This window comes from Streptomyces sp. NRRL WC-3742 (assembly GCF_000720635.1).
Taxonomy (GTDB): Bacteria; Actinomycetota; Actinomycetes; order Streptomycetales; family Streptomycetaceae; genus Kitasatospora.
On sequence record NZ_JOCF01000014.1, the window covers coordinates 85,873 to 111,189 of the forward strand.

The window sequence follows — 25,317 nt, forward strand, 5'->3', positions numbered from 1 at the left end:
GGTCGCTCCATGCCCGGCAGCTGTCGGTACCGGCACGGTGCCTCACCTGAAGGCGGCCTGACGGGGCGGGCCCGACGGAGGACAGGGCTTATGGATCGTACGACCGGCGGCGCGCCCACACGCCCGCCGCAGGGGGTGGCGGGTGCGGTCCTGCTGCTCGGCGTGCTCCTGGCCGGAGCCGCGCCGCTCATCCCGCTGGCCGTCCTGGTCTACCGCTACGAACCCGAGTTGCTGCCGCTGTTCGCGGTGCCCCTGGCCGTGCTGGTCGCGGCCTGGCGGATCGCCCGTGACCGCGCCCGCGACCAACTGACCGACCCGCTCACCGACCTGCCCAACCGCCAGGCGTTACTCCTGGCCGCCCAGGAGGCGATCGCCGAGCGCGGCGAAGGCGCCAGCGTCGGTCTGATACTGCTCGACCTCGATCGATTCCGATCGCTCAACGACACACTCGGGCACACCGCCGGCGACCGGCTGCTCGTCCACATCGCCGGCCGCCTCCACCGCGCCCTGCGCTCCGGAGGCCCCGCCGGCAGCGCCACCCGGGAGTCCATCGACGACGTCTTCGCGGGCCTGCCCCGGAACTACCGTCGCGGGCGCCCGATGGTGGCCAGGATGGGCGGCGACGAGTTCGCCGTCCTGCTGCCCGGCATCAACTGCCCCGACAGCCTGGAGTGCGTCGCCAAGGCCCTGATCGCCGAACTCGCCGCCCCGATCCGCATGGACGGGCTGCTGCTCGTCCTGGAGGCCACCGCCGGCGTCTGCGTCTACCCGCAGCACGCCCAGGACGCCGAAGCCCTGCTGCGCCGCGCCGACGTCGCCATGGGCCACGCCCAGCGCGGCTGCAGCGGCGTCGCCCAGTACGACGAGACCCAGGACGCCGACACCCCGTACCGCATAGGGCTGTTGGGGGACCTGCGCCGGGCGCTGGAGACCGGCGAGGTGCAGCTGCACTACCAGCCCAAGGTCGCCTTCGACGGCCGGGTGGTCGGCCTGGAGGCGCTGCTGCGCTGGGAGCGGCCCGGGCAGGGGAAGGTCTCGCCGGACGAGTTCGTCGGGCTCGCCGAGTCCAGCGGCCTCATGCCCCGGCTCACCGACTACGTACTCGAGGCGGCGGTCGGCCAGCTCGCCACCTGGCGCGACCAGGGCCTCCAGGTGCAGGTCGCCGTGAACGTCTCCCCGCGCGACGTACTCAGCCCGGGCTTCGCCCAGCGCGTCGCCGGGCACCTGCTGCGCCACCGGGTGCCGGCCCACGCCCTCCAGCTGGAGATCACCGAGCGGCTGCTCCTCGACGACTCCCGCCGGGCCGCCGACACCCTCGCCGAACTGCGCGGCTACGGCGTCGGGATGTCCCTGGACGACTTCGGCACCGGGCACTCCTCGCTGGTGCGCCTGCGCAGCCTGCCGGTGGGGGAGTTGAAGATCGACCGCTCCTTCGTCTCCCGGATGGTCGCCGACGACCACGACGCCGCCGTCGTGCGCTGCTCGGTCGAGCTCGCCCACTCGCTGGGCCTGACCGTCGTCGCCGAGGGCGTGGAGGACGACGAGACCTGGGAGCGGCTGCACGGCATGGGCGTGGACGCGGTGCAGGGCTGGCTGGTGTCGGCCGCATTGCCGGCCGAACAGGCCACCGCCTGGCTGCTGGTGCACCGCACCGCCACCCCGCCGTACGTCGAGCGGCTGAGCGCGGCCCGGCAGGCGTCGCCGGTCACCGGGCCCGTCGTCCCCCGGCCCGCCGTTCCGCACGCCGTCGTTCCGAAGGCCGTCGCGCCGGCCGTCCCCCAGCCGGCGGTCGCCTCCCCGGTGCTGCCGCCGACACTCCCGCCCGCGGTCGTGCCGATCGCACCGCCCGCCGCGAAGCCCGTGATGCCGGTGATGCCGCCTGCCGCGAAGGCCGTCCCCAAGCCCGTCCCGCAGCCCGCGGTGCTGCCCGCCGTGCTGCCCGCCGCGCTACCCCAGAGCGCCCCCGCGGCCCAGCCCCTGCCCGTGCAGCCGGGGCCCGTCAAGCCGGTGCCCGTCCAGGCCGCGCACGCGCAGCACGTCCAGCACCCGCAGCTCGTCCAGCACGTCCAGACGCTCCCGTCCGTCCCTCCGGGCGCGCAGAGTTGGGCGCACACCGGGCCCCAGTGACGCGGCCCCGGATCAACTCGTTGGCCGGTGGCCGGGCCGGGCCCCATAGGATGGGGTCCAAAGACCATGAGGACGGAGCGCCGAACCCGGCCGCTCCTGCCCGGGCCCGGCACGCCGGCAGGCGCCGCCGGGCCTCACCAGAACTCACCCTGAGGATCGCTGCATGCCTGGCATCACGCGCGAGGAGGTCGCCCACCTCGCCCGGCTGTCGCGTCTTGAGCTGAAGCCCGAAGAGCTGGACCACTTCGCCGAGCAGCTCGACGTGATCATCGGCGCGGTCGCCCGCGTTTCCGAGGTCGCCGGACAGGACGTACCGCCGACCTCCCACCCGCTCCCGCTGACGAACGTCATGCGTGCGGACGAGGTGCGGCCGTCGCTCACCCCGGAGCAGGCGCTGTCCGGCGCCCCCGCCGCCGAGGAGCAGCGTTTCCGTGTGCCGCAGATCCTCGGGGAGGACTGACCGAGATGACCGAGCTCATCCGTTACACCGCGGCCGAGACCGCGAGCGCCATCGCCAAGGGCGAGGTGTCGGCCGTCGAGGTCGCGCAGGCGCACCTGGACCGCATCGACGCCGTCGACAAGAAGGTCAACGCCTTCCTGCACGTCGACACCGAGGGCGCCCTGGCCGCGGCCAAGGCCGTCGACGACAAGCGCGCCAAGGGCGAGGAGCTGGGCCCGCTGGCCGGTGTCCCGCTCGCGCTCAAGGACGTCTTCACGACCAAGGGCATCCCGACCACCTGCGGCTCCAAGATCCTCGAGGGCTGGGTGCCGCCGTACGACGCCACCGTGACCTCGCGGCTGAAGGACGCGGGCGTCGTCATCCTCGGCAAGACCAACATGGACGAGTTCGCGATGGGCTCCTCCACCGAGAACTCCGCCTACGGCCCGACCGGCAACCCGTGGGACCTCACCCGCATCCCCGGCGGCTCCGGCGGAGGTTCGGCCGCCGCGCTGGCCGCCTTCGAGGCCCCGCTGGCCATCGGCACCGACACCGGCGGCTCGATCCGCCAGCCCGGCGCCGTCACCGGCACCGTCGGCGTGAAGCCGACCTACGGCTCGGTCTCCCGCTACGGCCTGGTCGCGTTCTCCTCCAGCCTGGACCAGGGCGGCCCGTGCGCCCGTACGGTGCTGGACGCGGCGCTGCTGCACGAGGCCATCGCCGGCCACGACCCGCTGGACTCCACCTCGATTGACGCGCCCGTCCCGGCCGTGGTCGAGGCCGCGAAGATGCGCGACATCCGCGGCATGCGGATCGGCGTCGTCAAGGAGTTCGCGGGCGAGGGCTACCAGGCCGGCGTCATGCAGCGCTTCAACGAGTCGGTGGAGCTGCTGCGCGAGCTGGGCGCCGAGGTCGTCGAGGTGTCCTGCCCGTCGTTCAACCTGGCGCTGCCGGCGTACTACCTGATCGCGCCGAGCGAGTGCTCCTCCAACCTGGCCCGCTTCGACGCCATGCGCTACGGCCTGCGGGTCGGCGACGACGGCACGCGCTCGGCCGAGGAGGTCACCGCACTGACCCGCGAGGCCGGCTTCGGCGACGAGGTCAAGCGCCGCATCATCCTGGGCACCTACGCGCTCTCCTCGGGCTACTACGACGCCTACTACGGCTCGGCCCAGAAGGTCCGCACGCTGATCTCGCGCGACTTCGACACCGCCTTCGCCGGCGTGGACGTGCTGGTCTCCCCGACCACGCCGACCACCGCCTTCCCGATCGGCGAGCGCGCCGACGACCCGATGGCGATGTACCTGGCCGACCTGTGCACGATCCCGTCCAACCTGGCGGGCAACGCGGCCATGTCGCTGCCGGTCGGCCTCGCCCCGGAGGACAATCTCCCGGTCGGCCTGCAGATCATCGCGCCCGCGATGGCGGACGACCGCCTGTACCGCGTGGGCGGCGCCGTCGAGGCCGCACTCAACGACAAGTGGGGGCACACCCTGCTGGAGGAGGCACCGGCACTGTGAGCAAGATCGAGAAGGCCAAGGCCCAGACTTCCATCAAGGGGTGGAAGCACTCGAAGCCCGGGCTCTGGCTGTCCATCGGTACCAGCGCGTTCGGCGCGATCTCGGTGGTCAAGGACGTCCGCAAGGCCCGCGAGGAGAGCGACACCCTCAAGCTGGTCAACGCCCTGGTCGGCGCCGCCGCGCTGATCACCGGCACCGCCCTGCTGGTGCGCGAGCTGCGCCGGCTGGGCGACGACGACGTGCTGCTGGGCTGAGCGGAAGCTGAGCGCCTGGGCGTGTCCTGTGGGTTTTGTCGGATCAGGCCGCGGCGTTGGGGTGCGTGCATCGCAAGGCGGAGGAGGGAGCCACTGCGGAGCATTGGCGACCGACGACAACGCGGCGAGGTGCGTGCCCCAACGCCGCGGCCCCGGCAAGGACCCGCAGGACACGCCCTGAGCCCGGCCGCCCATTGTGTGGCGGCCGGGCCCGTACCTCCCAAGTCTTTAGTTGAGAAGGGACGCTGTGAGCGTCATGAACCTGGTCTCCTACGAGGACGCTCTCGCGTCGTACGACCCGGTGATGGGCCTTGAGGTCCACGTCGAGCTCGGTACCAAGACCAAGATGTTCTGCGGTTGCTCGACCGAGCTGGGCGCCGAGCCGAACAGCCAGACCTGCCCGACCTGTCTGGGCCTGCCGGGCTCGCTGCCGGTGGTCAACGCGGTGGGCGTGGAGTCGGCCGTCAAGATCGGCCTGGCGCTGAACTGCGAGATCGCCGAGTGGTGCCGGTTCGCGCGGAAGAACTACTTCTACCCGGACATGCCCAAGAACTTCCAGACCTCGCAGTACGACGAGCCGATCGCCTTCAACGGCTACCTCGACGTGCAGCTGGAGGACGGCTCGACCTTCCGCGTGGAGATCGAGCGCGCCCACATGGAGGAGGACACCGGCAAGTCCAGCCACGTCGGCGGCGCCACCGGCCGCATCCACGGCGCCACCCACTCGCTGCTCGACTACAACCGGGCCGGCATCCCGCTGATCGAGATCGTCACCAAGCCGATCGTCGGTGCGGGCGAGCGCGCCCCCGAGGTCGCCAAGGCGTACGTGGCCGAGCTGCGCGAGGTCATCAAGTCCCTGGGCGTCTCCGAGGCCCGCATGGACAAGGGCCAGATGCGCTGCGACGTCAACCTGTCGCTGCGCCCGAACGGCACCGAGACCTTCGGCACCCGCTCGGAGACCAAGAACGTCAACTCCCTGCGCAGCGTGGAGCGGGCCGCCCGCTTCGAGATCCAGCGCCACGCCACCGTCCTGACCGACGGCGGCACCATCATCCAGGAGACCCGTCACTTCCACGAGGAGGACGGCTCCACGACCTCGGGCCGCATCAAGGACAACGCCGAGGACTACCGCTACTTCCCCGAGCCGGACCTGGTGCCCGTGGCCCCGGCCCGCGCGTGGGTCGAGGAGCTGCGCGCCGCGCTGCCCGAGCTGCCGCGGGTGCGCCGCGCCCGGCTGCAGGCCGAGTGGGCGCTGTCCGACAAGGACATGCAGGCGGTGCTCAACGCCGGTGCGGTGGAGCCGATCCAGGAGACCATCGCGGCCGGCGCCCCCGCCGACCAGGCCCGTAAGTGGTGGATGGGCGAGCTGGCCCGCCGCGCCAACGAGACCGGCACCGAGCTGAGCGAGCAGCCGATCACCCCGGCGCAGGTCGCCCGGGTCACCGCGCTGGTCGCCGAGGGCAAGCTGAACGACAAGCTGGCCCGTCAGGTCATCGAGGCCGTGCTGGCCGGCGAGGGCGAGCCGGACGAGGTCGTCGAGAAGCGCGGCCTGGCCGTGGTCTCGGACGACTCCGCGCTGGGCGCGGCCGTCGACCAGGCCATCGCCGAGAACGAGGCGATCGCCGCCAAGATCCGCGACGGCAAGGTCGCCGCGGTGGGTGCGCTGGTCGGCGCGGTCATGAAGGCGACCCGGGGCCAGGCGGACGCGGCGCGCGTCAAGGATTTGATCCTGGAGCGGCTTGCCGCGGAAGGACAGTAAGCACAGCCTGGAGAAGCTCGGCGCTGCCTGATCCTCAGGTTGCTTAGGCCGTCACGGGCGCCTTTCCAAGGTACCTAAGGCATCTAAGGCATCTAAGTAAGGTCTAAGGCCCGGTTTCACCTCCGTAAGGGGGTGGGACCGGGCCTTTGCCGTACCCGGGGTGCCCCCCTAAGTCATCCGGCCTTCGAAACATCGGGCACGCTCCCGATGTGGCACCCCCATCTGGGAGAGGAAGCTCTTACATGTCAGGGAAACGCAGTGAAACCCACAAGGGGAACAGAAGTGATCGAGTACCAGCTCATCCAGCAGCAGGCCCACGAGCTCGCCGACCGCGCCGAGCACGACCGCCTGGTCCGCGAGGCCAAGCAGGCCGGCCGCCTTCGGCGCCGTCCGGTGGCCGCCCGCTTCGCGCGGCGCTCCGTCAAGCAGACCGCGTGCTGACGGCAGGGCACCGTGAAGGTGCCGCCGAGGTTCCGGAGGGGGAGGCGCAGCCGAAAGGCGCCTCCCCCTCCGGGCGTTCGCCGCAGGCGATAACCCCTCTCACCAGTGGCTCCGGCTATGGCATGCTCGCCTCCATGCAGCAGATATCGGTGAGTCCCGTCTTCGTAGGCCGTGGCAGCGAGATCACCGACCTGACCGGTGCGCTGCGCCGGGTGGGCTCCGGCAGCCCGCAGGCCGTCCTGATCGGCGGCGAGGCGGGCGTGGGAAAGACCAGGCTGCTGGAGGAGTTCCTGCGCAGGGCCGCGGACGGCGGAGCGGTCACCACGCTCGGCGGCTGTCTGGAGGTCGGCGCCGAGGGGCTGCCGTTCGCGCCGCTGGCTTCCGCGCTGCGCCGGCTGTACCGCGCGCTGGGCGCCGAGCTGGAGAGCGCGGCGGCGGGCAGCGAGGGCCATCTCGCCCGGCTGCTGCCGGAGTTCGGCGAGGCTGACGGCGAGCCGAACGACGAGTATGGCCGGGCCCGGCTGTTCGAGCACACCGCAAGGCTGTTCGAACGGCTCGGCGCGGACCGTACCCTCGTCCTCGCCGTCGAGGACCTCCACTGGTCCGACCGTTCCACCCGGGAGCTGTTCGCCTTCCTGGTGCGCACCCTGCACAGCTCCCGGGTGCTCCTGATCGGCACCTACCGCACCGACGACCTGCACCGCCGCCACCCGCTGCGGCCCTTCCTGGCGGAGCTGGAGCGGGTGCGCAACGTCCAGCGGATGGAGCTGGACCGGTTCCGCCGCCGCGAGGTGGCCGCCCAGCTGGCGGGCATCCTCGGCACCGGCACCCCCGACCAGCAGTTGGTGGACCGCGTCCACCGGCGCTCCGAGGGCAACCCGTTCTTCGTCGAGGAACTGGCCACCGCCTTCCACGACGGCTGCGGCGCCGGGCTGCCCGACTCGCTGCGCGACATGCTGCTGGTGCGGGTCGAGAGCCTCGGCGAGGACACCCAGCGGGTGGTGCGGATCGCCGCCGAGGGCGGCTCGAAGGTCGAACACGCCCTGCTGGCGGCCGTCCTGGCCGACGACGAGGACACGCTGATCGAGTCCCTGCGGGCGGCCGTCGGCGCCAACATCCTGCGCCTGGACACGGACGGCGAGGGCTACCGCTTCCGGCACGCCCTGGTCCGCGAGGCCGTCTCGGACGACCTGCTGCCGGGTGAACGGCACCGGATCAACCGCAAGTTCGCGCTCGCCGTGGAGGCGCAGCCGCAGCTGGTGCGCGCCGACGCGCTCGCGGCCCGGCTGGCCAACTACTGGTACCACGCGCACGATCCGGCCCGCGCCCTGCCGACGGCCCTGGACGCCGCGCGGGCGGCCCGCCGCCGCAACGCCTTCGCCGAGCAACTCGGCATGCTGGAACGGGCGCTGGAGCTGTGGGACTCCGTCTCCGAGGAGGTGCTGGCGAACACCCTGCGGCCGTACGACTGGGCCGAGACCTACCCGCCCGGCTCCTGCGACCGCGACGCGGACGACCGCGAGAGCATCCAGCTGGTCGACGTGCTGGCGGAGGCGGTGGTCGCGGCCCGGCGCTGCGGAGACCGCGAGCGCGGCCTGAGCCTGGCCAAGCGCGCCCTGAAGCTGGTCGACGAGGCCGTGCACCCGATGCGCGCGGCGTGGTTCCGGATGAACCGGGCCCGCCTGCTGGACACCCTGCTGCGCCCCGGCGCGGACGAGGAGATCGCGCACGCGCTGCGGCTGGTGGAGGGCAGACAGCCGTCCGCCGTGCAGGCCGAGGTTTTCTCGCTCAGCGCCGGTCGGGCGCTGTACCGGGGCCCGGGCCCCGAGGACATCGACCTGGCCGAGCGGGCGATCCGGATCGCGGAGGAGGTCGGCGCGCACCAGGTAGAGGTCCACACCAGGATGACGCTGGGCCACCTGCGCTACGACATCCTCGGCGACATCGAGGGCGGGGAGGCCGAGCTGACCGGGGCGGTCGAGCGGGCCCGCCGCCTCGGCGTGCCGGACCTGCTGCTGCGCGGCCTCAACAACCTCGCCAACATGCGGCGCGAACTGGGCCGGCCCGAGGAGGCCGTCGAACTGGCCAGGGAGGGCCTGGAGTTCGCGGACGGCAACGGGCTGCTGCGCAACATCGGCTCCGTCCTGGCCAGCAACCTCATCGAGGCGCTGATCGACCTCGGCCGGCTGGAGGAGGCCGCCGAGGTGCTCTCCTCCGCCGAGAGCTCGGGCCTGGCCGGCGGCAACGCCGAGCTGGAGCGGATGCGCGGGGACCTCGCCCGCCTAGCCGGCGACCTCACCGGCGCGGCCGACGCCCTCACCCGGGCCCGGGCGGCCGTGGGCGCCGACGACGGGCACCGGGCGGTGTCGATCACCCGGCTCGCGGTGGCCCTGGCCGCGCAGGCCGGCCGGCCGCTGGAGGCCCGGGCCGAACTGCTCGGCGCCCTGGCGGGGGAGGGGCCGCTCGGCTTCGAGACGGACGTGTACCCCCTGCTGGTCGAGGGCGCCGCGGTGGAGGCCGACAGCCGGGGCCTGCCCGCGGCCGAGGAGGGCCGGGCCGAGGCGGTGACCGCGATCGCCGCCGCCGCCGGAAGGCTGCGCCGCCGGGCGCCGCTGCACCACGGGTGGGCCAGGCTGCTGGAGGTCGAGCTGGCCCGCGTCGAGGGGGCGGACACCCCCGGGCAGTGGGCGGAGGCCGTCGCGCTGCTGCGGCCGACCGGGCTGCCGTACCCGCTGGCGCTGGCCCTGCTGCGGGCCGGTGAGGCGGAGCTGCTGGCCGGGCGGCGCGAGGGCGCGGCCGAACTGCTGCGCGAGGCGGGCGAACTGGCGTCGGTGCGGGGCGACCGTCCGCTGGCGGCGCAGATCGCCGGGCTGGCCGAGCGGGCGGGGCTGGACCTGGCGCCCGCCGCGCCGTCGGTGCCGGCGGCCCGTTCGGAGTCGTCCGTCGGGGACTCCTTCGGGCTCACCCCCCGTGAGCGGGACGTGCTTCGACTTCTCGCGCGGGGTTGGACGAACCGCCAGATCGCCGAGGAACTGTACATCTCTCCGAAGACCGCAAGCGTGCACGTGTCCAACATCCTCGGAAAGCTGGGGGTCGCGGGCCGGGGAGAGGCCGCCGCACTGGCCCACCGGCTGCGGTTGTTCCCGGACGACCTGGCCGTCGCAGGGGGTTGAGCGCAGCCCCCGTAGGGCCTGCGACCTGCGGGGACGGGGCGGGCCCCGGCGTTCGAGCGCCGGGGCGTGCACCCGTGCGCGCCGCGTGAGCCCCTCCCCGTGCGCCTCCGCCAACCGGGCCGATCCGTTGGAATCGGCGGATTCACTCAACGCACACGCCATTACTCTAAGTTGAATGTGCGTGTCATTGAGTGACGGAATTGGTGTAGGGTCCCGACCGGGCCGGGGCGCCAGGCCCCGGGCCGGAGGGGGAGAGGTCCAGTGAGCTCCACCGATACGGTGCTGCCTGGGGCCGGACGCCCGGGCCCACCGACGATCGATGAGTCTGTGCCCGTGGACGCGTCCGCACCCGGCCTGCCCGGGCCCGGGCCGACCGTGCGCCCCGGGCCGCTGAGTCGGCTCCGGGCCAGCCGCGCCCTGCCCGGGCTCGCCCTCGGCGGGCTCTGCCTCGCCTACGCCGTCGGCGCCTCCGTCGGCTGGGGCTCACACCAACTCTCCATCTTCATGGGCGACTTCGGCCTGGCCGCCGCCGCCCTCGCCGCCGCGCTCTCCTGTCTGGTGTACGGCTGCACCGTCGGCGGGCACGCCCGCCCCGCCTGGCTGCTGTTCGGCCTCTCCTCGCTCATGGTCGCCTTCGGCAACGGCACCTGGGGCTGGTACGAACTCGTCGTCCGCCGCCCGCTCCCGCAGGACTCCCTCGCCGAGTACGCCTTCCTGCTGTTCGCCCCGCTCGCCATCACCGGCGTCCTCGTCCTCGCCCAGCACCCCCGCTCGGCGGCCGGCTGGCTCTGCCTGCTGCTCGACGGCTGGCTGATCGCCGGCTCCCTGTTCACCCTCAGCTGGAGCCTCGCCCTGGGCCGGATCGCCGCCGGCGAGGACGGCTCCCCGCTGCGCATCGCCCTCAGCCTGGCCTACCCGGTGCTGGACATCCTGCTGGTCAGCCTGGTCGTGGGCCTGCGCTTCGGCGGCCGGGACGGCAACCGGGCGGCCGTGCACACCGCGATGGTCGCGCTCGCCGTCACCGTGCTCTGCGACGCCCTGTTCACCTCGCCCGAGCTGCGCAACAGCTACCACTCCGGCGAACTCCTGGACGCCGGCTGGTTCTCCGGCAGCCTGCTGCTCGCCTGGGCGCCCTGGTCCTCGCGCTGGCGCCGCCCGCTGCGCGAACACCCCTCGGCCGGGGGCCTGCCGCGCCGCCGGGTCGCCACCACCTTCAGTGCGCTCACCCCGTACGCGGCCGCCGCCGTCTGCACCGCCGGAATCCTCTACAACGCCCTCGGCGGGCGGGAGCTGGACCGGGTCGTGGCCGCCGCCGCGTGCACCGTCGGCCTGGCACTGATCCTGCGCCAGGGCGTCATGCTGCTCGACAACCTCTCGCTGGCGCAGGAGCTCGCCCACAAGGAGGCCCACTTCCGCTCCCTGGTGCAGGGCTCCAGCGACGTCATCATGATCGCCGGGGCGAACGGCGTCCTCTCGTACGTCTCCCCGGCCGCGCTCGGCGTCTACGGGCGGGACCCGGAGGAGCTCGTCGGCGGCAACCTGCTGGACCTCGTCCACCACGACGACGTGGACCGGGTGCTCTCCGAGGTCCGCCGCTACCTCGCCCGGGTGCGGCTGACCGCCCACCGCAGCCCCGGCACCGCCGAGCCCTCCGCCCGCGTGGAGTGCCGGATCAGCTCCGGCGACGGAGAGTGGCTGCACGTGGAGTCCACCGTCAGTCGGCACCGCGACGGCCTCATCCTCAACAGCCGGGACGTCACCGAACGCGTCATGCTCCAGGCCCAGTTGCAGCACAACGCCTTCCACGACCCGCTCACCGACCTGCCCAACCGGGCGCTGTTCACCCAGCGCCTGCGCGCCGCCCTCGGCGCCCGCGGCCAGCAGGCCCCCGCGCCCGCCGCCCCGGACAACGGCCGGCCCGGCGCCGGTGTCGCGGTGCTCTTCCTCGACCTCGACGGCTTCAAGGCCGTCAACGACACCGCCGGCCACCAGGTCGGCGACGAGCTGCTCGTCCAGGCCGCCCGCCGCCTCCAGGGCGCCGTGCGCTGCGGGGACACCGTCGCCCGCTTCGGCGGGGACGAGTTCGCCGCCCTGGTCTGCGGCCCGCTCGGCCGCCTCCAGGTCCAGGAGCTCGCCGAACGGCTGCGCGTCGCCCTCTCCGAGCCGTACTGGATCGGCGGCACCGAACTCAGCGTCGCCGCCAGCATCGGCATCGCCTTCGGCACCCCCGAACGCGGCCCCGCCGCCGACCCGCGCGCCGCCGCCGACGAGCTGATGCGCAACGCCGACCTCGCGATGTACCGCGCCAAGTCCGAGGGCAAGGGCCGCGTCGTGCTCTACAGCCCCGCCATGCGCGCGGACCTGGAACGCCGCAGCGAACTGGAGGACCGGCTGCGCCTGGCCGTCCGCGAGGGCGGGTTCACCCTGCTCCACCAGCCCGTCGTGGACCTGGTCAGCGGCTCCGTCGTCGGCGTCGAGGCCCAGGCCCGCTGGCGCTCGGCGGGCGGGCTGCTGCTCACCCCCGCCGAGTTCCTGCGTTCCGCCGAGCACGGCGACGCCGCCGCCCGCTTCGCCCGCTGGCTCGTCCACGAGGCCGTCGCGGCCGCCGCCGACCGCCGCGACCTGCCCGGAAGGGGCCGCGGCACGCTCCCGCCCCCGCCCGTCCCGGTGGCCGTGCGCCTGTCCGCCGAGCGGCTCTGCACCCCCGGCCTGTACGAGACCGTCGCCGCCGCCCTGCGGGACAGCAGGCTGCCCGCCGGGGACCTGGTCATCGAGGTGGCCAGGATGGGCCCCGACGGGCTCGCCGACGAACTCGGCCGCCGCCTCGCCGCGCTGCGCCGCCTGGGCGTCTCCACCTGGCTGGCGGGCTACGGCGCCGGCAGCGGCTCGCTCGGGGCCCTGGCCCGGCTGCCCTTCGACGGGCTCAAGCTGGACCGCACCCTCGTCCAGGACCTCGGCGAGTCCGCCGTCGGCCGCACGCTCGCCGGGCACGCCCTTCGGCTCGGGCGCGACCTCGGGATGTCCACCGCCGCCGAGGGCGTGGACCTGCCCCGCCAGGTGGCCGCCCTCCAGGAGCTGGGCTGCCGACGGGCCCAGGGCTCGGCCTTCGCCCCGCCGCTGGACGAGCCCCGGCTGCGCCGCGCCCTGGCCCGCCGCGGCTACCCCCTCCCGGGGGCCGTCCCTGGCCCGCCGCCCGTCCCTCCGGGGTCGTCGGCGGGACCGCTGCCGAACCCGCCGGGGCCGATCGCCCCGCGCCGCCCGCACCCGGCCCCGGACACCCGGACGAGTGGCCGAGGGGAGTCCGCGCCGGGACGTGGCGCACATCACCACGGGCCCTCCGACCTGCCCGAACACCGGGCCGCGACCCATCCGGGCACGGGTCCGCATGGCGAGACGGTCATCCCACCTGCTTGACACACGGCCCCGCACCGGAGGAAGGTCGTTGCCATGCGCACCCGAATTCTCGTACTTGGCGGGCGCGTCGGCTGAGCGGGCTTCCACGCCCTGCTTGTGACAGACCGACGCGCCACCCCTCGCATGCCCTTGGCACGAGGGGTTTTTTGTTGCACCGACGCTGTTCGAACCCCGCAGTACCCCAACCTCGACCGCCCGATCCGTCCCGATTCGAGAGATTCGGTAGCGCCGGGAGGGAGGATCGAGGTAGAGCCGGCGATCGGCCCGACCGGGACCCCACCCTCGCACCACCGGGGCCCGAATCCGGGCCGGCGAAACCCGAGAAGAGACAGGCAGATGACCGAGCACGCCGCATCCCCCCGCCGCGGGGACAACCCGGCCGCCCACGCTCCCGCTCCCCAGCACGTCGTCGAGACCATGACCGGCGCCCAGTCGCTCATCCGCTCGCTGGAGGCCGTCGGCGCGGACACCGTCTTCGGCATTCCGGGCGGGGCCATCCTTCCCGCGTACGACCCGCTCATGGACTCGGTCAAGGTCCGCCACATCCTGGTCCGCCACGAGCAGGGCGCCGGCCACGCCGCCACCGGCTACGCGCAGGCCACCGGCCGCGTCGGCGTCTGCATGGCCACCTCGGGCCCCGGCGCCACCAACCTGGTCACCCCGATCGCCGACGCCTACATGGACTCCGTGCCGATCGTCGCGATCACCGGCCAGGTCGCCTCCAAGGCCATCGGCACCGACGCCTTCCAGGAGGCGGACATCTGCGGCATCACGATGCCGATCACCAAGCACAACTACCTGGTCACCGACCCGTCCGAGATCCCCCGGGTCATCGCCGAGGCGTTCCACATCGCCGCCACCGGCCGCCCCGGCCCCGTCCTCGTCGACATCGCCAAGGACGCCCTGCAGGCCACCACCACCTTCCGCTGGCCGGTCGAGACCGCATTGCCCGGCTACCGCCCGGTCACCAAGCCGCACGCCAAGCAGATCCGCGAGGCCGCCAAGCTGCTGGTCTCCTCCAAGCGCCCGGTGCTGTACGTCGGCGGCGGCGTCATCAAGGCCCGAGCCACGGCCGAGCTGCGCATCCTCGCCGAGCTCACCGGCGCCCCGGTCGTCACCACCCTGATGGCGCTGGGCGCCTTCCCGGACAGCCACCCGCAGCACCTGGGCATGCCCGGCATGCACGGCTCCGTCCCGGCCGTCACCGCACTGCAGAAGTCGGACCTGCTGTTCACCCTCGGCGCTCGCTTCGACGACCGCGTCACCGGCAAGCTGGACGGCTTCGCCCCGCACGCCAAGATCGTCCACGCCGACATCGACCCGGCCGAGATCGGCAAGAACCGCCCGGCGGACGTGCCGATCGTCGGCGACGCCCGCGAGGTGCTGGCCGACCTGATCGTCGCCGTCCAGGCCGAGTTCGACGCCGGCCACAAGGGCGACTACGCGGACTGGTGGGAGAAGCTCGACGAGTGGAAGCGCACCTACCCGCTCGGCTACGAGCCGGCCCCGGGCGGTCAGCTCTCCCCTCAGCAGGTCATCGAGCGCATCGGCCAGAAGGTCGGCCCGGACGCGATCTACGCGGCGGGCGTCGGCCAGCACCAGATGTGGAGCTCGCAGTTCATCCGGTTCGAGAAGCCCGGCACCTGGCTCAACTCCGGCGGCGCCGGCACCATGGGCTACGCCGTCCCGGCCGCGATGGGCGCCAAGGCGGGCCGCCCCGAGACGGCGGTCTGGGCGATCGACGGCGACGGCTGCTTCCAGATGACCAACCAGGAGCTGGTCACCTGCGCGCTGAACGGCATCCCGATCAAGGTCGCCGTCATCAACAACGGTTCGCTGGGCATGGTCCGGCAGTGGCAGACGCTGTTCTACAACCAGCGCTACTCCAACACCGTGCTGCACTCCGGCCCCGACCACGACGGCATCGAGCCGCCGGCCCAGGGCACCCGCATCCCGGACTTCGTCAAGCTCTCCGAGGCGATGGGCTGCGTCGGCCTGCGCTGCGAGCGCCCCGAGGACCTGGACGCGGTGATCGAGCAGGCGATGGCGATCGACGACCGCCCGGTGGTCATCGACTTCATCGTCCACCAGGACGCCATGGTCTGGCCGATGGTCGCGGCCGGCACCAGCAACGACGAGATCCAGTTCGCCAAGGGCGTCCGGCCCGACTTCGGCGACGATCTCGACTGAGCCCCCCTTCCAGAACGACTGAGGAACGCCACATGTCCAAGCACACCCTCTCCGTCCTGGTCGAGAACAAGCCCGGCGTGCTCGCCCGCATCGCCGCCCTGTTCTCCCGGCGGGGCTTCAACATCGACTCCCTCGCCGTCGGCCCGACCGAGCACCCGGACGTGTCCCGGATGACGATCGTGGTCAACGTCGAGGACCTCCCGCTGGAACAGGTCACCAAGCAGCTCAACAAGCTCGTGAACGTGATAAAGATCGTCGAACTCGACCAGTCCGCTGCGATCCAGCGGGAACTGGTCCTGGTGAAGGTCCGCGCCGACAACGAGACGCGGTCGCAGATCGTCGAGATCGTCCAGCTGTTCCGCGCCAAGACCGTCGACGTGTCGCCCGAAGCGGTGACCATCGAGGCCACCGGCAGTTCGGACAAGCTGGAGGCCATGCTCCGGATGCTGGAGCCTTACGGCATCAAGGAGTTGGTCCAGTCCGGCCTGGTCGCCATCGGCCGCGGCGCGCGTTCCATCACGGACCGCTCGCTGCGCGCCCTCGACCGCAGCGCCTGATCACCCGGCGCGCTGTCTCACCTTTCGAAGCGAAGACCCACACCGACGCCGGTCACCTCTACGGTGGAACCCCCGGCAACCATCACGCAAGGAGACGTGCCCCCGTGGCCGAGCTGTTCTACGAAGACGACGCCGACCTGTCCATCATCCAGGGCCGCAAGGTCGCGGTCATCGGCTACGGCAGCCAGGGCCACGCCCACGCGCTGTCCCTGCGCGACTCGGGTGCGGACGTCCGCGTCGGCCTGAAGCCGGAGTCCAAGTCCCGCGCCAAGGCCGAGGAGGCGGGCCTGCGCGTCGTCACCCCCGCCGAGGCCGCGGCCGAGGCCGACGTCATCATGATCCTCGTCCCGGACCCGATCCAGGCCGACGTGTACGAGGCCGACATCGCCCCGCACCTGAAGGCCGGCGACGCCCTGTTCTTCGGCCACGGCCTGAACATCCGCTTCGGCTTCATCAAGCCCCCGGCGGACGTCGACGTCTGCATGGTCGCCCCGAAGGGCCCGGGCCACCTGGTCCGCCGCCAGTACGAGGAGGGTCGCGGCGTCCCCGCGATCGTCGCCGTCGAGCAGGACGCCAGCGGCAACGCCTTCTCCCTGGCGCTGTCCTACGCCAAGGGCCTGGGCGCCACCAAGGCCGGCGTCATCAAGACCACCTTCACCGAGGAGACCGAGACCGACCTGTTCGGCGAGCAGGCCGTCCTCTGCGGCGGCACCGCCGCCCTGGTGAAGGCCGGGTTCGAGACCCTGGTCGAGGCCGGCTACCAGCCGGAGATCGCCTACTTCGAGTGCCTGCACGAGCTGAAGCTCATCGTCGACCTGATGTACGAGGGCGGCCTGGAGAAGATGCGCTGGTCGGTCTCCGAGACCGCCGAGTGGGGCGACTACGTCACCGGCCCGCGCATCATCACGGCCGACACCAAGGCCGAGATGAAGAAGGTCCTCGCCGAGATCCAGGACGGCACCTTCGCCAACACCTGGATCGCGGAGTACAAGGCGGGCCTGCCCAAGTACAACGAGTACAAGAAGGCCGACGAGGACCACCTGCTGGAGACCACCGGCAAGAAGCTGCGCTCGCTGATGAGCTGGGTCAACGAGAAGGCTTGATTCTCAAGATCCTCGGAGGCGTAGATTCCGTAACCTCCTTGTACAAGTAGGCTGCTCCCGTCCGGGTGATTTCGCCGGACGGGAGCAGCCGGGTATCCAGCCCGTCGATACACTCCGAGTGCGCGTCAGGCCCACAGCGTCGTGCGTCTACCTACGCGGCATGCCACCTTCCCCCGCCCTCCACGCCACCTACGTGCCCGGGGGAACCGGACAGTTAAGGACCCCACTGTCGTGAGCACTGCTTCAACTGTGAAGACTGGCGTTGTACTGATCGCCGAAGAGCTGTCGCCCGCCACGGTGGACGCGCTCGGCCCCGACTTCGAGATCCGCCACTGCAACGGCGCCGACCGCACCGAGCTCCTCGGCGCGATCGCCGACGTGGACGCGATCCTGGTCCGTTCCGCCACCAAGGTGGACGCCGAGGCGCTGGCCGCCGCGCGCAAGCTCAAGGTGGTCGCCCGGGCCGGCGTCGGTCTGGACAACGTGGACGTGGCCGCCGCCACCAAGGCCGGCGTGATGGTCGTCAACGCGCCGACCTCCAACATCGTCACCGCCGCCGAACTCGCCTGCGGCCTGCTGATCTCCGTCGCCCGCAACATCGCCCCGGCCAACGCGGCGCTCAAGCAGGGCGAGTGGAAGCGCAACAAGTACACCGGCGTCGAGCTGAGCGAGAAGACCCTCGGCGTCGTCGGCCTCGGCCGCATCGGCGTGCTGGTCGCCCAGCGCATGTCCGCGTTCGGCATGAAGATCGTCGCGTACGACCCCTACATCCAGGCCGCCCGCGCCGCGCAGATGGGCGTCAAGCTCGTCTCGCTGGAGGAGCTGCTGGAGGTCTCGGACTTCATCACCGTCCACCTCCCCAAGACCCCCGAGACCATCGGCCTGATCGGTGACGAGGCGCTGCACAAGGTCAAGCCGACCGTGCGCATCGTCAACGCCGCGCGCGGCGGGATCGTGGACGAGGAGGCGCTCGCCTCGGCCCTGCGCGAGGGCCGTGTGGCCGGTGCGGGCCTGGACGTGTACGCCAAGGAGCCGTGCACCGACTCCCCGCTGTTCGGCTTCGACAACGTGGTCGCCACCCCGCACCTGGGCGCCTCCACCGACGAGGCGCAGGAGAAGGCCGGCATCGCCGTCGCCAAGTCGGTGCGCCTGGCGCTCGCAGGCGAGCTGGTGCCGGACGCCGTCAACGTCCAGGGCGGCGTGATCGCCGAGGACGTGCGCCCGGGTCTGCCGCTGGCCGAGAAGCTCGGCCGGATCTTCACCGCGCTGGCCGGCGAGGTGGCCGTCCGCCTCGACGTCGAGGTGCGCGGCGAGATCACCCAGCACGACGTGAAGGTGCTCGAACTGTCCGCGCTCAAGGGCGTGTTCGAGGATGTCGTGGCCGAGACGGTCTCCTACGTCAACGCCCCGCTGTTCGCGCAGGAGCGCGGCGTCGAGGTGCGGCTGACCACCTCCAGCGAGAGCCCCGAGCACCGCAACGTCATCACCGTGCGCGGCACGCTCGCGGACGGCGAGGAGATCGCGATCTCCGGCACGCTGGCCGGTCCGAAGCAGACCCAGAAGATCGTCGGCGTGGACGCCTTCGACGTGGACGTGGCGCTCACCGACCACATGGCCTTCTTCAAGTACGAGGACCGCCCCGGCGTGGTCGGCGTGCTCGGCCGCCACCTCGGCGACGCGGGCGTCAACATCGCCGGCATGCAGGTCGCCCGTGACGGCGGCAGCGCGCTGGCCTCCATCACGGTGGACACCGAGATCCCGCAGGACGTGCTCTCGGCGATCGCCGCCGAGATCGGCGCCCGCTTCGCGCGCTCGGTCGACCTGGGCTGATCACGGCCCTGGCCCACAGGGCCCGGACTCCCGCTCGCGCGGGGGTCCGGGCCCTGTTGCGTGCGGACGGGTGGGTGCCGTCTCAGATACTAGGAAATCCAAGTATCCGTGCAGACACGGCGGAGTCATGGTCGTACCGTGGAAGAGCCATACGGTGTGCCGCCCCTGTAGCCAGGGTGTGCGGCCCGTGTGCGCGTGCGCCCTCACGGGCAGGCGACCCCTGCCCTCGCGCGTACCCCTCCAGTCCCTTCCGCCGCGCCCCCGGGCGCGCCGCTTCCAAGGAGCCAGGTATGCCCACCACCGCCGAACGCCGCGTCACCTCGACCCCCGCCGCCACCCCTGTCCGCGCCCCGCGCCGCCGCCGGTCCGCCGAGCGCAACCCCTTCGCCGCCGCCGCGCTCCAGCGTTCGCTGGACCGCCGGGACAACGGTGGCGTGACCGGCCACGGCGGGGCCTGATCGGGCGGGTCGGGGCCTGATGGGGCAGGTCGGGCCGTTCATCGGCCTATTGGGCCTTCCGGGCTGACGGCGCGTCACTCCGTCGAGTGCAACCTGGGTCCATTCGGGGGATGTTGTTCGCCCGGCCCGACGCGATCATCCTAATTTGGGGCCCCCGGAAGGGTGATCGACGTCCGCGAGGGCGGGCGTCAGCGACCACGGTGTGCGGATCAGTCCCCCGGCCGGGGGAGAGAACCCACAGTGCGCCTGCCACCCCTCCGTCGGCCCCTCCGTCGGCCGCTCCGCCGCGTGTCGGCCCGGATCGGCCTCACCCTCGCCCTGCTCGCCGGGGCCACCGCGCTCGCCGCCGGACCGGCCTCCGGCGGACCGTCCGCAGCCGGGCCGCCGGGCGTGCGAGGTGCCTCCGCCAGCGTCCTGCTCGAACTCGGCACCGAGGCGTCGGGGCCCGCCTGGCGCCGCGCCGCGGACGGCGCCCGGCGGGCCCGGCGCTCCCCGGAGGCCGTCCGCCGGGAGGCCGCCGACGCGGGCGCCGCCCAGCGGGCCCGGGCCGGTGAGGCGCTCGACCGGCTCTCCGCCGCCGTGCGCCGCGCCGCGCCCGCCGCCCGCGAGCTCTACCGCACCCGCACCCTGCTCACCGCCCTCGCCGTCGACGCCCCCGCCGACCGGCTCGACGCGCTGCGGGCGCTGCCCGGTGTCCGGGCCGTCCACCCGATCGTCCGCAAGCAGCGCGACAACGCCTACTCCGTGCCGCTCACCGGCGCCCCGCAGGTCTGGGAGGGCGCCGAGGGCAACACTGGCAAGGGCGTGCGGATCGGCATCATCGACAGCGGCATCGACTACACCCACGCCGACTTCGGCGGCCCCGGCACCGAGGAGGCGTTCCGCTCCGTCGAGCGCGGAAAGCCCGCGCCCGCCTCGCTCTTCCCCAACGCCAAGGTGACCGGCGGCAAGGACCTCGTCGGCGACGACTACGACCCCGACCCGGCCTCCCCGCACCACCAGCCCGTCCCGCACCCCAGTGACAACCCCCTCGACTGCGCGCGGAACGGCCACGGCACCCACGTCGCCGGCACCGCCGCCGGGTACGGCGTCACCGCGGACGGGCACCCGTACACCGGCCCCTACCGGACCGGGCTCGACCCGTCCGCCTTCAAGGTCGGCCCCGGCGCCGCGCCCGGCGCCCAGCTGTACGCGATCCGGGTCTTCGGCTGCGACGGCTCCACCGACCGCCTCGCCCAGGCCCTCGACCTCGCCGCCGACCCCGGCGGCAAGGGGGACCTCTCCGACCGGCTCGACGTCGTCAACCTCTCCCTCGGCAGCCGCTTCGGCAGCCCCGACGACGCCGACGCCCTCGCCGTCGACAAGCTCTCCGAGCTCGGCACCGTCGTCGTCGCGGCCGCAGGCAACGACGGCGACGTGTACGGCATCGGCGGCAGCCCCGGCACCGCCGCCCGGGCCGTCACCGTCGCCGCCTCCGTCCACGGGCACGCCGACGTGGACGGCATCACCGTGCTCGCCCCCGACGCCCTCGCCGGCGTCGTCCCCGGCCACTGGAGCCAGCGCTACCAGGGCTGGTCCACCGCCGAGGTGAGCGGCCGACTCGCCCTGCCCGCCGACCAGTCGGACGGCTGCACCGCGTTCAGCGAGGCCGACCGGGCACGGCTCTCCGGCCGGATCGCGGTGCTCGCCTGGCGCACCCGCGAATCCGAGCGGCCCTGCAACTCGGGCCCGCGCGCCGACCACGCCGCCGACGCGGGCGCCGTCGGAGCCCTCTACACCGCCGACAGCGACCACCTCGCCGAGATCTCCGGCAACGACCGCATCCCCGTCGCGCTGCTCGGCCGCGCCGACGGCGACCGGCTGCGCGAGGCGGCCGCCGCCGGGCCCGTCCAGGTCCGGCTCGCCACCCCCGGCAACACGCTGCACGGCTCCGTCTCCCAGCTCCAGCCCGGCCGGGTGGACACCCTCACCGACTTCACCTCGCGCGGCGTGGGCCTGCCCGGGATCGTCAAGCCCGACCTCGCCGCGCCCGGCGAGACCATCTGGTCCGCCCTGGTCGGCAGCGGCAGCGGCGGCCAGCGCGAGGCCGGCACCTCCATGGCCGCCCCGCACGTCGCCGGGCTCGCCGCGCTCGTGCGCGCCGCGCACCCGGACTGGCCGGTGGAGCAGCTCAAGGCCGCGCTGATGAACACCTGCGCGGACACCTACCTCGGCGACGACCGCACCGGGCCCGTCTACGGGCCGGAGCGCACCGGCGCCGGGCGGGCCCAGGTCAACCGGGCCGTCCGTACGCCCGTCGTCGCCTACGCGGCGGGGGAGGGGGCCGCGGAGGGCGCGGTCGGGGTCTCCTTCGGGCCCGTCGAGGTCGGCGGGCCGACCGCGCTCGCGCGGGAGGTCGAGCTGCGCAACTTCGGCGGGACGGCGGTCGGTTACCGCACCGGCTACGCGGCCGCCACCGAACTGCCGGGCGCCTCCTACGAGGTGACGCCCGAGCGGGTCGAGGTGCCGGCGGGCGGGACGGCCCGGGTGCGCGTCACGCTGTCCGTGCCGGGGGAGTTGGGGCGCGCGCCCGACCCGACCATCGACACCGAGCAGGGCGGCCGGGCCCGCAGCTACCGGGGCGAGCTCTCCGGGCGGGTGCTGTTCAGCGCGGACGACGCCTCCCTGCCCCAGCTGCGGGTGCCCGTCCTCGCCGCACCCCGCCCGGTGACCGGCCTCGGCGCGGGCCCCTCCGCCCGCACCACCCGGGACGGCACCCTCCTCACCCTCGGCGGCAGCTCCGCCCCCGGCAACCGGCCCGGCCTCCTGAGCGCCTTCGCCCTCGGAGGCGAGGGCGCCCGCTGGCCCGACTGCCCGCCCAACAGCGGCGCCGCCGTCGGCCCCGGCGCGGGCATCCGCCCCGAGGACGCGACCGACACCGCCGACCAGCCGCAGGACATCTGCGTCGAGCACCCCGGCGACCGGGCCGCCAACCTGCGGGCCGTGGGCGCCGCGGCCTCCGCCGACCAGCTGTCCATCGGCGTCCGGCTCTGGGCCGCGGCCCCGACCCCGGTCGGGCTGTACGGCGCCAGGGTCTCGCTGGACACGGACGGGGACGGCGTCACGGACGTGATCCTCAAGGCCGACCGGCTGCGGGGCAGCGACGTGCTCGTCTCCCGCGCGCTCGACGCCCGCACGGGTGCGGAGCTGGACGTGCAGCCGCTCAACGCGCGGTGGGGGGACGTGGACACCGGGCTGCTGGACGGCGACGTGCTCGTCCTGCCCGTCCGGCTGAGCGCCCTGCCGGGCGTCGGCCCCGGGCACAGCACCGTCCGCTACGGCGTCTGGACCGGCACCGCGGCCCCCGGCAAGCCGGACCCGACGCAGTCCTACTCCTCCATCGGCCTGCGCGGCGTCCGGCCGGTCCTGCCCCTGGACGTCCTGCACCCGGCGCTCACCGTGCAGTCCGGCCTCGGCGGCCCCACCGCGGTGGCCGTCCCGGAGGCCCCCGGCGACGTCCTCGAGGTCCACCGGGCGCCGGGGGACACCTCGAAGCTGCTGCTGCTCCACCACCTCAACCCGGCCGCCCGCCGGGCGGAGGTGGTCACCCTGCCCTGACGGGCTTACCCCTCCGACCCCGCGAGGCCGCGTTCGTGACGTTCGCGGCGTTCGCGGCGGGAGGCGCGGCCGGGGCGCCGGGAGAGGCGGGAGAAGGCGGCGACGAGGGCCAGGACGGCTGCGGCGGCGGAGGCCACCGTGAGGCCCTCGGTCAGGCCGGGCGGGCGGAAGGTGCAGCGGACGCGGTCGGCGCCCCGGCCGAGGGGGACGCCGACCATGCCGAGCACCGGGGTGGGCGCCGCGTACGGGCCGTCGCCGGCCGCGCAGGACCAGCCCTCCGTCGCCGGGACGGACAGCAGCGCCGTGCCCGTCGAGCCCGCCGGGAGCGTCGCACCGATCGTGTGCCCGCCCGCCTCCACGCGCGTGGCGCCGGTGGCCGCCAGCCGGGCCACCGCGGCGTCCAGCGCCCCCGCCCGCAGGCAGCCGACCGGGCGCGCGGGCACCTGGCTGACCCCGCCGTCCGGGCGCAGCGTCACCCGCACCACGCCGTCCGCCGGTACGGGCCCCAGCCGACGGATCGGCTCCGCCGTGGTGGGCTGCTCGCCCTCGCTGCGGTAGGTGGTGCCGAGCCCGCTGACCTCGCCCCGGAACCAGACGCCGTGGAAGTACGCCGTCGAGCCGGGCGTGCAGGCGGCCGTGAACACCGTGCCTCCGCCCCCACCCTCGCCCGGCACCGACCAGCCGCTGGTGCCGTGCAGAGTGGGCGCGGGCCCGCCGGCCGGGACGGGCACCGGGGCGTCGTACACCTGGGCGCCGAGCAGCGACTCCTGCCGGGACCACACCGAGGAGCTGTCCGGCCGGGTGCCCGGCGCCAGCACGGTGACCAGGGGCGGCGCGGGAGCCCGTCCCGGGGTGAAGCCCTGCGGCGGCGGCCCGTCGTCCAGGTGGGCGCGGACGCCGAACAGGGCCTGCCCGACCGGGTCGGTGACGCTGCCGGTCTGCCGCCCGCCGGCCGTCCAGCCGGCGCCGAGGTCGTGCAGGAGGTGGGCGGCGACGGTCGGCAGGTAGCCGCTGAAGTAGCCGCCGCCCTGGCCGCCCAGCAGCAGCGGGTCGTTGGTACCGAAGGCGTGCGGGCCGGGGTCGCTGCGCCCCTGCGGCCAGTCGTCGGCGCCGCGGACGGCCGCGTGCCCGGCCCGCAGGGCGGCGGGGGAGGGGCCGGGGTCGGGGGCCGCGCCGAGGGCGGAGTACCCGGACCAGACGGCGTTGCCGAGCACCGCGCCGCCGATGACCCAGGTGGCGAGGGCCTCGGCCCGCCGGTCGGTGTGGCGGCGGTCCAGGGTCCACAGCGCGGTCAGCAGGACGGCGCAGCCCACGCCCAGCAGCGTCCAGGTCGCGGCGCCCACCGCGTGCCGCGAGGCCGCCAGTCCGGCGATCACCGCGACGAGCGCGGCGCCGCCCAGCAGGGTGAACGCGTCCGGCCGGTGGGAGAGCGAGACCCAGCCGGCCAGCACCAGCAGCCCACTGAGCACGAACGCGACCCGGTACGGCCCGCCGGCCGGGATCGCCAGGCCGTGCCAGACCAGGTAGGTCGGCGTCCAGACGAAGGTGAGCACCACCAGCACCAGGGCCGTGCACCAGACGCCGCGCTCGCGCACCCGCACCCTGCGGTTGAACGGCAGTCCGCAGACCAGCAGCAGGCCCAGCACCCCGATCGCGACGTCCGGCAGCGGGCGTCCGTCGTTGGCGGCGGGCAGCAGCCGGGCCAGGTGCCCGCCGAAGCCGGAGGGGCCGAGCGGCTGCACCGGGGACTCGGGCTGGGCGCCGCGTGCGGCCCGGACGGCGACGAACAGGACGGGCGCGGCGAGGAGCACCCCGGTGGCGGTCATGGTGACGGCCCTGCCGGTCGCCCGGACGCGGTGCCGGAAGGGCAGCGGGGTCGCGAACAGCCGTACGGCGAACAGGAGTCCGGCGACGAGGGTCGCCAGCGCGGCGGTGTACAGGTTCCCGGCCCAGGCGAGCGCCACGCACAGCGCGCCGGCCACCCAGTGGCGCTCGCGCAGGCACCAGTCCCCGGCGAGGCCGAGCAGCGGCAGCGAGACCAGGCCCCAGAGCCACATCGGGGCGGCGCCGCCGATGTCCAGCACCCAGGCGCAGAGGCCGTACCCGAGGGCGGCGGCGACGCGCAGCCGGTGCGGGCCGGCGTGCACCCGGCCGAGGAGGTGGGCCATCAGGGCGGTGCCGAGGCCGATGGTGGCCAGGGCGACGAGGAAGACGGCGAGGTGCCCCTGGTCACGGGGGAGCAGGGCCGTCAACCACGAGAACGGGTTCATCAGATAGGCGAAGAAGTCCGCCAGGAACGGCACGCCGTACCCGCTGTTCCAGTTGAACAGCAGGTCCCCGGAGGACTGCCCGTGCACCAGGTCCCACAGGTGCGCGTGGTACGGGACCGCGACCTCCCCCGCCCCTGCCGGCCACCTCCCCCGCAACCCCGCCGCCCCCCAGCATCTCGGCGGCC

14 protein-coding genes and 1 pseudogene are annotated in these 25,317 nt (G+C 73.9%); 14 read left to right on the top strand and 1 reads right to left on the bottom strand.

The annotated features are described in order from the left end of the window. Window positions 1–129: 129 nt before the first annotated feature. The 14 genes and pseudogenes from IH61_RS0111205 to IH61_RS0111270 all read left to right on the top strand — a co-directional run. Window positions 130–1,809 (top strand): annotated as a pseudogene (locus IH61_RS0111205) (EAL domain-containing protein); the annotation flags it as partial. 481 nt (window positions 1,810–2,290) lie between these two features. Beyond that, window positions 2,291–2,587 (top strand): Asp-tRNA(Asn)/Glu-tRNA(Gln) amidotransferase subunit GatC, encoded by a 297-nt coding sequence (gene gatC, locus IH61_RS0111210; RefSeq protein WP_030057414.1) that lies wholly within the window; start codon window positions 2,291–2,293, stop codon window positions 2,585–2,587. 5 nt (window positions 2,588–2,592) lie between these two features. Continuing rightward, window positions 2,593–4,086 carry an Asp-tRNA(Asn)/Glu-tRNA(Gln) amidotransferase subunit GatA gene (gene gatA / locus IH61_RS0111215; RefSeq protein ID WP_031068326.1) on the top strand — a complete coding sequence of 498 codons (1,494 nt, stop codon included), beginning with the start codon at window positions 2,593–2,595 and terminating at the stop codon, window positions 4,084–4,086. Continuing rightward, window positions 4,083–4,340: a hypothetical protein gene (locus IH61_RS0111220; RefSeq protein WP_031068329.1), complete on the top strand. Its 258-nt coding sequence runs from the start codon at window positions 4,083–4,085 to the stop codon at window positions 4,338–4,340. Before gatA ends, IH61_RS0111220 begins: the two co-directional genes overlap by 4 nt. Window positions 4,341–4,587: 247 nt before the next feature. Then, window positions 4,588–6,099, top strand: a complete 1,512-nt coding sequence (gene gatB, locus IH61_RS0111225; RefSeq protein ID WP_031068331.1) for an Asp-tRNA(Asn)/Glu-tRNA(Gln) amidotransferase subunit GatB — start codon at window positions 4,588–4,590, stop codon at window positions 6,097–6,099. A 282-nt stretch (window positions 6,100–6,381) separates the two neighbouring features. Further along, window positions 6,382–6,540, top strand: a complete 159-nt coding sequence (locus tag IH61_RS48415) for a hypothetical protein (protein WP_234327129.1) — start codon at window positions 6,382–6,384, stop codon at window positions 6,538–6,540. Between the two features lie 134 nt (window positions 6,541–6,674). Beyond that, entirely contained in the window at window positions 6,675–9,713 is a 3,039-nt protein-coding gene (locus IH61_RS0111235) for a helix-turn-helix transcriptional regulator (RefSeq protein ID WP_234327130.1), read from the top strand. 375 nt (window positions 9,714–10,088) lie between these two features. Next, entirely contained in the window at window positions 10,089–13,127 is a 3,039-nt protein-coding gene (locus IH61_RS0111240; protein WP_031068335.1) for an EAL domain-containing protein, read from the top strand. 336 nt (window positions 13,128–13,463) lie between these two features. After that, window positions 13,464–15,317, top strand: coding sequence for an acetolactate synthase large subunit (locus IH61_RS0111245; protein WP_031068337.1), 1,854 nt, complete (start codon window positions 13,464–13,466; stop codon window positions 15,315–15,317). A gap of 32 nt (window positions 15,318–15,349) precedes the next feature. Continuing rightward, entirely contained in the window at window positions 15,350–15,874 is a 525-nt protein-coding gene (gene ilvN / locus IH61_RS0111250; protein WP_030286969.1) for an acetolactate synthase small subunit, read from the top strand. Window positions 15,875–15,978: 104 nt separating this feature from the next. After that, window positions 15,979–16,977: a ketol-acid reductoisomerase gene (gene ilvC, locus IH61_RS0111255; RefSeq protein WP_031068339.1), complete on the top strand. Its 999-nt coding sequence runs from the start codon at window positions 15,979–15,981 to the stop codon at window positions 16,975–16,977. A 249-nt stretch (window positions 16,978–17,226) separates the two neighbouring features. Further along, entirely contained in the window at window positions 17,227–18,807 is a 1,581-nt protein-coding gene (serA, locus tag IH61_RS0111260) for a phosphoglycerate dehydrogenase (protein ID WP_031068341.1), read from the top strand. Between the two features lie 290 nt (window positions 18,808–19,097). Beyond that, the gene (locus tag IH61_RS47715) at window positions 19,098–19,265 is read left to right on the top strand and encodes a hypothetical protein (RefSeq protein ID WP_199823296.1); all 168 of its coding nucleotides are present in this window, start codon (window positions 19,098–19,100) and stop codon (window positions 19,263–19,265) included. Window positions 19,266–19,553: 288 nt separating this feature from the next. Then, complete coding sequence (locus tag IH61_RS0111270) at window positions 19,554–22,862, top strand: S8 family peptidase (RefSeq protein ID WP_031068343.1); 3,309 nt, start codon at window positions 19,554–19,556, stop codon at window positions 22,860–22,862. 5 nt (window positions 22,863–22,867) lie between these two features. Here IH61_RS0111270 and IH61_RS0111275 read toward each other — a convergent pair. Continuing rightward, the coding region (locus tag IH61_RS0111275; protein WP_234327131.1) for a YfhO family protein at window positions 22,868–25,317 on the bottom strand (2,450 nt) is incomplete at its 5' end.